Annotated in this window: 11 protein-coding genes; 7 read left to right on the forward strand and 4 right to left on the reverse strand. The window is 51.7% G+C overall.

Features of this window, described 5'->3' with window-relative positions; translation table 11 throughout:
* Positions 1–44 precede the first annotated feature (44 nt).
* From DMG62_03545 to DMG62_03560, 4 genes are all read right to left on the reverse strand, one after another.
* Positions 45–1,118 (reverse strand): hypothetical protein, encoded by a 1,074-nt coding sequence (locus tag DMG62_03545; protein PYY24375.1) that lies wholly within the window; start codon positions 1,116–1,118, stop codon positions 45–47.
* A 63-nt stretch (positions 1,119–1,181) separates the two neighbouring features.
* Entirely contained in the window at positions 1,182–2,165 is a 984-nt protein-coding gene (locus tag DMG62_03550; GenBank protein ID PYY24376.1) for a YVTN family beta-propeller domain-containing protein, read from the reverse strand.
* Positions 2,166–2,200: 35 nt separating this feature from the next.
* Positions 2,201–3,238, reverse strand: coding sequence for a YVTN family beta-propeller domain-containing protein (locus DMG62_03555; GenBank protein PYY24377.1), 1,038 nt, complete (start codon positions 3,236–3,238; stop codon positions 2,201–2,203).
* Between the two features lie 14 nt (positions 3,239–3,252).
* Positions 3,253–4,320, reverse strand: a complete 1,068-nt coding sequence (locus DMG62_03560) for an iron ABC transporter substrate-binding protein (GenBank protein ID PYY24378.1) — start codon at positions 4,318–4,320, stop codon at positions 3,253–3,255.
* Positions 4,321–4,443: 123 nt separating this feature from the next.
* Between DMG62_03560 and DMG62_03565 the strand changes: the two genes are divergently transcribed.
* The 7 genes from DMG62_03565 to DMG62_03595 all read left to right on the forward strand — a co-directional run bounded on the left by DMG62_03565 (position 4,444) and on the right by DMG62_03595 (position 12,311).
* Positions 4,444–6,690 carry a hypothetical protein gene (locus DMG62_03565; GenBank protein PYY24379.1) on the forward strand — a complete coding sequence of 749 codons (2,247 nt, stop codon included), beginning with the start codon at positions 4,444–4,446 and terminating at the stop codon, positions 6,688–6,690.
* A 10-nt stretch (positions 6,691–6,700) separates the two neighbouring features.
* Entirely contained in the window at positions 6,701–6,979 is a 279-nt protein-coding gene (locus DMG62_03570) for a hypothetical protein (GenBank protein ID PYY24380.1), read from the forward strand.
* A 289-nt stretch (positions 6,980–7,268) separates the two neighbouring features.
* Complete coding sequence (locus tag DMG62_03575) at positions 7,269–8,171, forward strand: hypothetical protein (protein PYY24381.1); 903 nt, start codon at positions 7,269–7,271, stop codon at positions 8,169–8,171.
* A 27-nt stretch (positions 8,172–8,198) separates the two neighbouring features.
* The gene (locus tag DMG62_03580; protein ID PYY24382.1) at positions 8,199–8,957 is read left to right on the forward strand and encodes a hypothetical protein; all 759 of its coding nucleotides are present in this window, start codon (positions 8,199–8,201) and stop codon (positions 8,955–8,957) included.
* 56 nt (positions 8,958–9,013) lie between these two features.
* Entirely contained in the window at positions 9,014–9,682 is a 669-nt protein-coding gene (locus DMG62_03585; protein PYY24415.1) for a DNA-binding response regulator, read from the forward strand.
* A 32-nt stretch (positions 9,683–9,714) separates the two neighbouring features.
* On the forward strand, positions 9,715–11,088 hold the full coding sequence (locus tag DMG62_03590; protein ID PYY24383.1) for a hypothetical protein: 1,374 nt from the start codon (positions 9,715–9,717) through the stop codon (positions 11,086–11,088).
* A gap of 176 nt (positions 11,089–11,264) precedes the next feature.
* Positions 11,265–12,311, forward strand: a complete 1,047-nt coding sequence (locus DMG62_03595; GenBank protein PYY24384.1) for a hypothetical protein — start codon at positions 11,265–11,267, stop codon at positions 12,309–12,311.
* Positions 12,312–12,327: the final 16 nt, after the last annotated feature.

The raw sequence follows: 12,327 nt of genomic DNA on the forward strand, positions 1-12,327 counted from the left end.
GAGTCACGCACCTCTGGCGCCCCTCGAAATATGCTGTCGAGCCGTTACTTTCGGAGCCTGGGAGACCCGATCCCCGTCGCAATCTTGCTTGCGTCAGCGGCAGTCGAATAAACGCGTATCTCGGCATCCTTGTCGCCAAATCGTGGGAGGGCCACGTACAGCGTTCCAGTCTGCTGAACCAGTAACGAGGTGCCGCCATCAGGACCCGTCGGGATTCTCGCGATGGGCTCGTAGTGATCCGCATCGACCTGCCGATAAGCTTGAATCGATCCTTCATGCTCTCCCGTCTTAGCAGAGCCTGTTGCATAGATCCGCTTCTTATTGGGATCGTAAAGCAGGCGATCAATGCCGGAGACCGTTGTGAAGTTCGTAATTTCTTTGCCTGTATCGGAGTCGAGGACAATCACCCGCGAGGGGTTCCGCATGCCAACAAATAGCCGATGGCCGGCTTCATCCAATGCAACCGTGCCACTTCTCTCGGCATTGGGAAGAGGCCATTTCGCGAGGATCTTCCGTTTTTTTCGATCGACAACGATGATTTGACTGCCAAGTGCATTGGTCGTGAACAATCTTGGCCCGTGTTGCTCGAGTACGATTGCGCCAGGCCGCAGTTCCGGATCGGTCTCGATGTTTCCGATGAGCTTGCTGTTGACTGAATCAATGATTGCGATTTGACCTGGGTCCCGCTTCTGCCCCGGCGCATCGCCAACTTGTTTGCCACCATGACCGATGTAGAGGTACTTCGTCGCTGGATCGTACGCGATGACATTCGCTCCGATCGATAGTTTGATCGAGTTGACCACCTCAAGCGAATCGCCATCGAGGACCTTGCAGCTTCCATCATCACGCGTGCTTACGAAGAGCTTCTTGAGGGAGGGAACGTAATAAGCCCCTTGGGGCTGGGGAAACCCTGCCAGCGTACGTACATGTCGGCCAATTCGTAGATTTACCACCTCGATGGTGTTGGCATCCCTGCCGGTAATGAATAGACGCTGACCATCTAAATCGACCGTAGAGTGATCGAATCTTCCAATGACTCCGGGTAGCACGATTGTGCCGACGAGACGAAGCGCTTCATTTTGCTGCGCTCGAATGCCGGCAGTGCATAACAGCGCCATTACACTAAGTGCGATCTTTGTTCTCATGTTGTTTGTCTCCGGTGAAGACCCATTCGATTCCGGCTATTTTCCTATCACCAGCATGCGAAATGTTCCGGCTGCGATGCGCTTCACTGGCCGCCCACCAGGCTGAGCAGGCGGCAACCACTTCACGTCTCCAGCCGGCACGAACAGCTTGTGAGTCTTGGGATCTAAAGCCATGGTTTTTGACAGGTCGTGTGTCGGGATCTTTTCTACAAGACTGTAGGTATCCGGAGTGTCTTCGTGCGTCACAGTGACCCAGCCATCCCCAGTCGAACTGAAAATTAACCTCGTCTCTGGATCAAATGAACTGGTGTCAACATTGTCACCAATTGGAGTCTGAGTGATGTAACGCCCAGTATTTAGGTCGAAAACCGCGAGCATGAGATTGCGGCAGCCCACAAAAAGTCGTTGCGAGGCCAGGTCCGCAGCCATGCTCGTAGGACGATCGCATGGCATAGTGGGCCAAGGGCGCTCACTCGTTAGCGTTTGGGAGTTAATCGGAAGGATTGCGTTCTTGTCTACCAAATCTACGTAGACGTGGCCCTTGCCGTCAGCAATCGCAAACTCAGGCTTGCCACCAATGGGCACCGTTCCCGCCACTTTACTGGTAGCCGCTTCGATCGCCGTAGCGTCATTGCCATCTCCGTTGAACGAAAAGACCCGTCCGGATGCAGGGTCATAGATGATGGCGTCGGGATTAGCGCCGACGCTGACTTCCTGGATTTTATGAAGATCCTTGAGGTTGAACACCACGGCGGAGGATCTCTTCCCGACTGAAACAAATCCCTTGCCAACATTCGCAGCGACCGCGATGCCGTGAACGCCAGGGGTGTCCGGAATCGTGCCAACGATTTTGCCGCTGTCTATGTCCAATACGATCACTTCAGAAAAATGAGAGACGTACATGCGCCGAGCATTTTCATCAATCGTTTGAAAGTCCCACGTGTCATCACTCGGTCCCAGAGGGATGCTCTTGAGAACGCGATAACTCGTGCTGGCAAATAGCGCAGTCAACAGGAGCATCGTGCTTGATAGAAGAAGACAACGAAAGACTCTCATCACTGTTCTCTCCCTAAAACTAGGATTGCGAAAGTCTTCTCGGCCACTTTCTTTCGCACCTTGCCACCCGGAGTCGCTGGCGGCAGTTTTGCGACCTCCCCGGAAGGAACGAATAGTCGATGTGTCTTCAGGTCAAGCGCCATTGTCTTTGAGCCATTCTGGGTCTTGATCGTGTCTACAGCACGGAAAGAGTCCGGGCCGTCTTCATGCATCACCGTAATGATTCCGTCCTCAGTAGAACTGAAGATAAGACCGGTTTCGGGATCGAAAGCAGTCGTATCGACGTTGTCTCCGATCGGAAGTGCGGTGAGTTTCTTTCCATCGTTGGAGTTGAGAACTGCCAGGAGAAGGTTTCTGCATCCCACAAATAGTCGGTGATTTTTCCTGTCCATTGCCATGCTGGTTGGTCGGTCACAGCCCTCGAGTGGCCAACGATCAGTGATTTTCAGCTTGTCCGCGTCAATTCGTGCGACGATGGCTTTGTCGACGAGATCTACAAAGACGTGACCAGCGTAGTCACTCACGGCAAATTCAGGCTTGCCATCCAAAGGAATGGTTTCAACAACATTTCCCGTTGAAGCATCAATGACTGTCGAATTTCTACTGACGGTGTTAAATGACAGTACGCGCCGGGTCGCCGGTTCATACACGATGGCATCGGGCAGGTTGCCAGTCGGAATGGTCTTCAACACGCGAAGAGTCTTAAGATCAAATTGCATGACGAATGCGCCGTCACCATTTGTGATGAATCCAGTACCAAGATCTGGAGCGATTGCAATTCCATGTGCGCCCTGCGCGCCCGGTATTTTGCCTACGACAGTCTCTTTGTCCACATCCAGCACGTCTACCTGAGTTTCGTGAGCCACATATAGGCGCCGTGCAGACTCATCGATGCTTGCAAAGTCCCACGTGCCTTCACTATTCACGACCGGAATCTTCTTGAGCAGGTGATATCCGCTCGCATCAGCCAGCAAGAACACTGAGAAACAAATCCCACAGATAAGGACTGCGAACAGCTGCTTTCTTGTTCTAAGCATATTCAGCTCCTGAATTATCTCGTTAGGCTTGAAGCCCACGACTCAAACGTCGGTTTGAGAGCGTCGAATTTCTTCCGAATTGCGGAATAGTTGACGTTCATGTACTTGATGTTTTCAATCCGCTTCACCCGTTCTGGTGTCTCGATACCGGCAAGCAAAGGTGTCTGAGCGCAAGGCGAGTAGGCGAGTTTCCTTTGGACCGCTGGCGTAAGCAAGTAATCTATGAGCTTCTTGCCATTGTCTGGATGATGTCCTCCTCGGATGAGCGTGACCGCATTTGCAACAAAAAATAATCCAATCTGATTTTTCTGCTGGTCTGGGTAGATGATTTGAACGTTATGGCTTTTGGCCTTGGCCGAAAATGCATCATCGATATCCACGAGACTGAAGCTTGCCTTGCCGGCGGCAACTGCATCGGCACTGTCACTGTTGCCGGGAGAGAACTTCACACCGTTATCCCTTATTCTCGTCAGAAATTTCTTAGCTCGTTCGTCACCCCAAAGTTGAAAAAGTGCGGTTAGCGTGAAGCCGGTGGTATTCAATAGTGGGTTGGCCAAAACCGCGCGGTCCTTCCACTGAGCATCTGCATAGGCCTCGAGGGACGTGGGTTGCACCGGGTCCGGATTGTTCACGAGCAGCACCCTAGCCCGCGCCGAAAACGCCGTCCAATATCCCTCAGGATCTTTGAAAATGGCGGGCAGCTTCTGCGCGTTCGTAGACAGGTATGGAGTCGAGATTCCTTTTTCCTTAAGGAGGTCAGGATGAATCGGCTCATTCGCCCAATAAACATCTGCTTGGGGATTATCCTTTTCCGCTAGCAAGCGCTTCATCACCTGCTCAGCCGCCTCTTTGTCGTAAACGGCATTGACGCGAATACCACTATCATGTTCGAAATCGTGCAGGATTGGTTCGGAACAGATTTGGTCTTCGCTCGAGTAGACGACGACGCTGCTGTCGCTCTCCGCGGCCAGGCAGGCAGCCAACACTGCAACTACAAAACCTAAGCCAATGAAAGGCAAAGCGTGCCTAAATATTCGGGACTGTAGCCCCGACTTCCTCTGATGATGTAGCGATGTAGTCATTGGCAAAAGGCAGCTACGACATACTCCAACCGCGAAAAGCTTAGCAATAGGCGGATGCCCAGGGACATAAAACCGACATTAATTTCGTTTTAGTAGGCTCTTTGAGCGAGCGTTACGAATACATTGAAGCAGTTCCACGGCAATGCTTTAATGGCGAGATTGCAAAGAACCACTATTGTCTCTCGCGGTGCTTTCATCGCTTTGCTCGGCTTTACCCTATTGCCGTTCGACCCAGGGTTCGCAATCGAAACCATACAGGCAACATTGTCCTCGGGGCCCATCAAACTCGACGGAAAGTTGGACGAACCCGAGTGGCAACTAGCGATTCCTGTTCAGCTTACCCAGCAGAATCCACGGCCGGGAGCGCCCACTTCTTATAAAACGGAGGTCCGCGTATTACGTCACGGGGACCGACTCTATTTTGGATTTACTTGTCGGGACCCTAAACCGAGCGCGATTCGTACGCATACACTGCAGCGCGATGGTGATGTCACAGGAGATGACACGGTAAGCATAGTCCTGGACCCATATCTCGACAGGAAAACAGGCTATTTCTTTCAGGTGAACGCGGCTGGGGCGCGTATTGATGGTTTGATTTCAAGTGCGACAACCATGTCGCTTGATTGGGATGGTGTGTGGGACGCGCGAACCTCACGAAATGAAAACGGTTGGTCCGCCGAAATTGAGATTCCTGCCCGCACTCTTGCTTTCTCAGAAAGCGACGCTTGGGGAATCAACTTTGAGCGCTTCGTTGCGCGAAACATCATTACTCTGCGCTGGGCGTCTCCTACGCTCGATTCATTTCTTGCCGACTTTAGCCGCGCGGGGTTGTTGAGCGGCGTCAGAGATTTCGAACGGGGAAAGGGCTTGGAGTTCATTCCCTACATAACTGGGAGAATGACTGATGCCTTCCCCGTTCACGATCGAGCCTGGCAAGGCGCGTCAGGATTTGATGTCAATTGGCGCATCGCCCCACACCTCACTAGCTCGATTACAGTAAACACCGATTTCGCTGAGACTGAGGTCGATGCAAGACAGGTAAACCTAACTCGTTTTCCTCTATTCTTTCCTGAAAAGCGAGCGTTCTTTCTTGAGGGCGTCAATCAGTTCGCGTTCGGGCTGGGCCTTACAAGCAACGAGACGGCGCGTTACGGAATTGGGAATTCTTTTATCCCATTTTTTACCAGGCGTGTAGGACTTGATTCGGATGGCCGACCAGTACCCATAAACTTCGGTACGAAATTAAGTGGACGCACCGGCAGATGGAATCTGGCTGTTCTGGACGTCCAAACTCGGGACACATCCACAAGCCCTCGAACCAATTTGTTTGCAGGACGCGTTTCTCGAGATGTCACCGATCAACTGCGCATCGGCGGGATCGTTACCAATGGTGATCCGCAGAACTTTACTTCCAACACGCTCGCAGGTATTGACGCGGTATACCGAACGTCCAAGTTCATGCAGGACAAGAACCTGCTTATTGGCACATGGACTGCCCGCAGTTTTGGACAACTCCCTAGAAGCAACGGCCCTTCGTGGGGAGCGGCAGCACAGTATCCGAATGACACCGTCGATTGCGAAATGAATATTAATCAATTCGGAGCTTCGCTCGTTCCCGCGCTAGGTTTTCTTCCCCGACCCGGTACACGTTGGTATCAAGGCGGCTGTGAATTTCGAAAGAGACCATCGAAAGAGGGCAGGTTCCGGTGGATACGCCAGGAAGCCGTGGAAAATTACTTTTCACGTATTTCCAACCTCAATGGTTTCAATGAAAGTTGGCGATACTTCGTTTCTCCCGTGAGCACAAATTTCGAAAGCGGTGAGCACATTGAGATAAATGTTGCTTTTCAGCACGAGCTACTGGTGCAACCATTCGAAGTCGTTAAAGGTTTGAAGATTGCTCCAGGCTCGTACGATTTTCGGCGTGTGAGATTCATGCTTCAGAGCAGCAAGCATCGTGGCTGGCAACTCGGAACTACTAACTGGCTGGGGACCTTTTATTCGGGTGACCTGCATGAATGGACAGCATATCTAAAGTGGGACTCTCCAGATGCACGGGTACAGACGGCGGTTACGATGCTCGATAATTTCGGTCATTTGCGAGAGGGAAATTTCGTGCAGCGTCTCTGGCAATACCAGTTCACGTTCGCACTCAATCCACAAATTGGCGTGAGCAGCTTCATTCAGTACGACAACCAATCCAGAAACGTCGGAAGCAACACGCGTTTTCGTTGGACGATTCGTCCTGGAGACGATTTCTTTATCATCTGGAACCGGAGCTGGAGCGATATCTTGAGCTCCGACCACTTCTCATTGATACCCAACGATCAACTCCTGGCGGTGAAGTTGCGCTGGACTTTCCGGCGCTGAAACGCTCGATTTGCTGCAGTCACGCGCGCACAGAAGCAGCGCACACAATAAGTACATGCGAACGATTGGCCTGCACTGCTGCATGGCGCTGATGATTTCGCCATTCTGGGCGGGAGAAGCAAATCGTGTGCCGCTGATAGCTGAACAACAGACGACTTTGCACGTTGGTCAGGTGGCCGTGTTGCAGACTCCATGGACGCGATCAAAGTGGCAACGCATTGAGTACCATCAAGCATGCACACGAGAACAGCAGAACGGTACTCTATCGCGCAACTCACACCGGGAATGAAACCCTGATTCTTGCTCCTGCGTGCCTAAGAAGCGGCCAATGTGTCAGTTGTGTCACGCAACACTTCTTCATTACGGTAGTTCCCTAGATAGATAGAATTGGCGACCACCTCTGGTTGTTCCCTAATGATCAACTCTTTAGGCCGTAACGTTGCGCTGGACTTTTCCGCGCTGTAACGCCATCCGGCAGTCCCAGACTGTACACAGGGGTGAACCTAAAAAGAAATTAATCATTAATTCGTGCTTGGCAGATTTATGTTGTCTGGTGACACGATTGACGAGGAGAGCTGATGATGGCAAGCAGAGAGACGACTCGGATTCTAATGCTAGCCCTGTGTGGATTAGTAGCACCGGCGCTTTGGACGGACGACGCTCCTCGTTATGCCGTTCACACAAAGGGAAAGATCGGTTTCATCGATCGTGCTGGGAAAATGGTTATCAAACCTCAGTTTGACGACGCAATTCACTTTCAGGATGGAGTTGCTTCTGTCAAAGCTGGCGGTAAGTGGGGGTATATCGATCCAACCGGAAAATGGGTCATCTCACCTCGTTTCGATGAAGCTCGGACCTTTTATCAAGGGTTGGGAACTGTCAGGCTGGGTACCAAATGGGGATACATAAATCGCGAAGGAAAGTGGGTGATCCCCCTTCGATACGACGTGGCGAAGAGCTTCGTAGATTCTGGAGTTCCCGGTGCTGAGCTCACGTTTGCGAGAGTCAAAAGTCGTAACCAATGGATGTTGATCGACACGAAAGGCAAGCCGGTGTTGAAGCCTCACGTCGATGAACTAGGTCCTCTCGAGGAGGGATTGGCTCCGGTGAGGATCAAGGATAAATGGGGTTACATCGATAAGGATGGGAAAGCAGTAATAGATTCCAAATACGCAAAGGCCTTTGGCTTCGGAGAAGGTCTTGCGCTCGTGAAACTAGACGAACGCTGGGGCTTTATCGACAAAACGGGACAGACAGTGATCGACTTCAAGTTCGAGGATGCCGGGGAATTTGGAGAAGGTATGGCTCCAGTAAAAACCAATGGCAAATGGGGTTACATAAATAAGGCGGGCAGGTTCGTGATTCAGCCCCAGTTTGACGACGCTAAGACGTTCGCCGACGGCTTGGGCGAGGTGCGCATACAAGCTCATGACGCCTACGTGGACCATGACGGCTCTGTGGTGTGGCGCTCGGATGACTAAAACACGGCAACAAACGAGGAACTGAACATGCGAAGCCGCTTACTCAGACTTACTGTTTTGCTCTTTGCATCCATTTCTGTTTTGCCTCAAGAGATCCCGTATACGCTGCGTTTCGTTTCTGAATGGAGTCTTCCCCCTGCACAACGTACTAGCTATGTCGCTTATCTAGATCAGAACGTCCGGCCAATCTTTGAGAAGCTGTCTATCGACAGCACCGTGCTTAACTGGGGAATCTACACGACTGCCGTATACGACGACAACGGTTTTAGCAATGGTTACTGGTTTGAAGCCGCCACTATGGCCGGCATTGACAAGGTCCTGAGCCAACTTGCGAAGTTAAAGGAGAGTCAGCTCCTAACGGCGGACGTAAAGCACCACGACCTGTTGCTGAGAACCACGTTGCGCCGTAGTAAAGAGGGGGCTGGGAAAGATGGCTATTACTATTTCAATTCAACGCTGCTCCAATCTACAAAACGCGATCAATGGCGGAAGTGGTGGGACACGTACCAAAAGCCAATGTATGAGCAGTTTTTGGCGGAAGGCCTCGTGAGTATGTATGAGATCGAGGCTGGAGAGATCCACACGATGGATCCGAGCTGGGTTTACTTGGCGTATGTCGCACCAAGTGCAGAGGCGCTCGACAAAATCAATGCCGCATTTCAGGCGAGAGGAAGCAAGCGCAACGCGGAAGAGAGCCGGGCAATCTCCGACGCGTACGACGCGGTAATCGTGCCTGGAACTCATCGGGACTATCTTGCCCATGCGAATAGCTACGCTCAGAAATGATGTCTTCGAAACTCGAACACGTTGACAGTGGACCGCTGCTCACCCATCATTTGGCGATGCATCTGCTTCTCATCGAGGATGAACGGAAAGTGGCGAGCTTCATTGCGCGGTCGCTGCGCGAAAATGGTTACACGGTAGACGTCAGCGAAACCGGAGAGAAGGGTCTCGAAATGGCGAGTCGCATTAACTACGATGCGATTCTTCTGGATCTTCGATTGCCACGAATGAGTGGTCTCCAGGTTTGTCGCGAACTGCGGGACTCCGGCAATGAAAGTCCAATCCTCATGTTGACCGCGCGGAGTCTCGTGGAACAACGTGTTGAAGGATTGGATGCTGGCGCTGATGACTACCTGACGAAACCGTTTGCTATTGCTGAACTGCACGCACGCGTCAGGGCGCTGACCCGTCGTGGTTTTCACAAGGGAGGAGCGAAGCTGCAATGCGCCGATTTGGAATTTGACCGACAGCGCAGACGCGTTACACGGGCGAGCACTGAAATCCAGCTCACATCAAAGGAGCTTTCTTTGCTTGAGCTTCTTCTCTTGCGATCACCGGAGGTTGTCGGTCGTACTGAAATAGTCGAGCAGGTATGGTCGTACGGATTTGATACTGAGACGAACCTTGTCGAGGTATACATCAATCGGCTTAGGCACAAGATAGATTCTGACCACCCCATCAAACTGATCCACACTGTTCGCGGTGTGGGATACCGATTAGGGCAGTAATTGTGTTCCGGAATCGCTCACTTCGTTTTCGAATGATGTTGCTGTTCGCAGCCGTTGTAAGTGTGCTTCTGGGCAGTTCTTATTTCCTCATTTATTCAATCTTTGTAAGAGACGCGACGCGTGAACTCGATCATCGGCTCGTAGACACTGCAAATCCGATCGTGGCAGATCTTGTGTCCAACCCAAGCGAGCAGGATGTCTTCATGCTCGATCTGCCCAATCAATATTTGGAGCTGGCAGACGCTAAAGGCCAAATCTTGCAATATTCCAAGAACCTTGGCACGCATCGAATTCCGGTCAGAGCTGAAGACCTGAGTTCTCAATCCCCAACTTTCTACACAGACGAAGACAAACTGCTCGGTCGAATGCGCGTCACAACCATTCCGTTTGTAGTAGGCCGCACGAGCCTCTATTTGCTTTTAGCCGTGCCTACTCGTGACACCGAGCAAATGGTTGTTAGCTTCCGAAGAATGCTATTGACTCTGTTTCCCCTGAGCCTGGCTGTGACGGCGATCGTTGCTGCCTGGTTTGCTGGAAAGAGCCTTCGGCCGATCGTGGGCCTCACAGAACATGCTGTACAGCTCACTGAGAGTCTAACCAAGCCTTCGAAGAGTGTCGTTAGCAAAACGCTCCCGGTGTCCAATCCGCGGGATGAACTAGGGCGGCTGTCTTCTACGATCAACATCTTGTTTATGCAGGTGAATTCTGCCTTGGCTCAGTTGCGACAATTCGTCTCGGATGCGTCGCACGAGCTTCGGACGCCCCTAGCCATCTTGCGCGGAGAAGCGGAGCTAGTGCTTTCCCAAGAAAGAAATCCGCAAGAATATCAAGCTGCGCTGCGAATCATTGAGAGTGAGTTGGTTAAGTTAAGCCGAATCGTTGAGGCTTTGTTCACGTTGTCAATGGCCGATGCCGGCCAGCTTCGTTTAGCAAAGGATCCGCTGCACTTAGACGATGTCCTGGAGGAGGCTTGCGAAATGGCTCTGCCACTAGCAAGGGCAAAATCAATTGCCATTCTGCGCGAGATTCAGCAGGGAATTCCCTACGAAGGAGATGAGGTTTTCCTGCGTCAACTCTTTCTGATCTTCTTGGATAACGCTGTTAAATATTCAGCCCAACACACCGCGATTCGCGTCGGTCTGGAACGAAATGATGGCCGCGTGCGGATCGCATTCCAGGATCAGGGAATTGGAATTTCCAACGAACACATACCCCACATTTACGAAAGGTTCTATCGCGCTGCTGGTCCTGAAACAAGCGAGGCGCGCAGCGGAGGCCTGGGACTTGCCATTGCTCAAGCGATCGTAAGAGCTCAGCGAGGCACGATAGAATGCACTACTCAAGTTGGTAAGGGGACAAGTTTCAACATCGTCTTGCCGCTCAAGAACGACAGCATCCAGGCATGAACGTTGCAATAGTCAAAATGCAGACGCCCACCTCATTCCTCATCTAAACGGTATTTAATCTAGTTTTCAGCCACAGCATAGAGTGTGTCCTCTATACTCTGCCGTGAATCGCCATTCCCCTTAGGACTTAGGGAATTATCTCTTCAAAAATTGATCTCAGAGGAGCGCAACCACGAATGCGAGTTCATGCCAAAGTCACGCGAGTCATAACGGCACTGCTCATCATGATCGCCAGTGTTTTTGGGCAATCCAACGCTAACTCGTCACAAGCAAACACGAATCGCGAGAGTCCTCCGCTCAGAATTGTGCAAGAGATTCCGTTGCCTAATGTGGTGGGCCGGATCGATCACTTTACTTTGGACCAGAAGCGGAAATTGGTCATTGGTTCCGCTCTCGGGAACAACACGGTCGAAGTCTTAGATGTGTTTGCGGGTCGCGTGATCCATACGGTTCCGGGAATTCCTGAACCGCAGGGAGTGCTTTTTGTACCAGACCCGATCAGTAAGCTTTATGTTGCCAGCGCCGAAGATGGGAAGTTAAGAATTTATGACGGCAAGTCCTACGCGCTGATTTCAACCTTAGATTTTCAAGAAAACACCGACAACCTGCGATATGACGCGAACGAGAAGCGGATCTACGTAGGTTACGGAGAAGACGAGAAGTCGGCAATCGGTGTGGTCGACGCTACTACCAATCAGCGACTTGACGATGCGGGAAAACTCGATTCCCATCCTGAGTCTTTCCAGGTAGAGAGTCCTGGTTCAAACATTTACATCAATATCGCTTCCAAAGAGAAGGTCGCCGTTATGAACCGAAAGACTCATCAGGTTAAAGAATGGCCTTTGACTGGCGTGAAAGCCAATTTTCCTATGGCGCTTGATCAAGCCGATCACCGCTTGTTCATTGGAACGCGCAAGCCCGCCCGCTTGGTTGTGATGGATACGGACAGCGGAAAAATGGTTGCAAATGTGCCCTCCGCCGGTGACATGGACGACCTGTATTACGACGACTCTCGGAAACGCGTGTATGTACCGGGAGGGGAAGGATTCATCAGCGTCTTCGAGCAGAAGGATGCTGATCACTACGAAGAAATGGCCAGAATTCCAAGTGCAATAGGAGCCAGAACTGGGGTTTGGTATGGGAAGCGGGACAGATTGTACTTGGCAGTTCCAGGCCGGGCCAATCAGGGCGCTGCGGTATGGGTTTATGAAGCCCAGGATTGAACTGCCTTCCCGTGCG

The organism is Acidobacteriota bacterium (genome assembly GCA_003225175.1).
Lineage (GTDB): Bacteria > Acidobacteriota > Terriglobia > Terriglobales > Acidobacteriaceae > Gp1-AA112.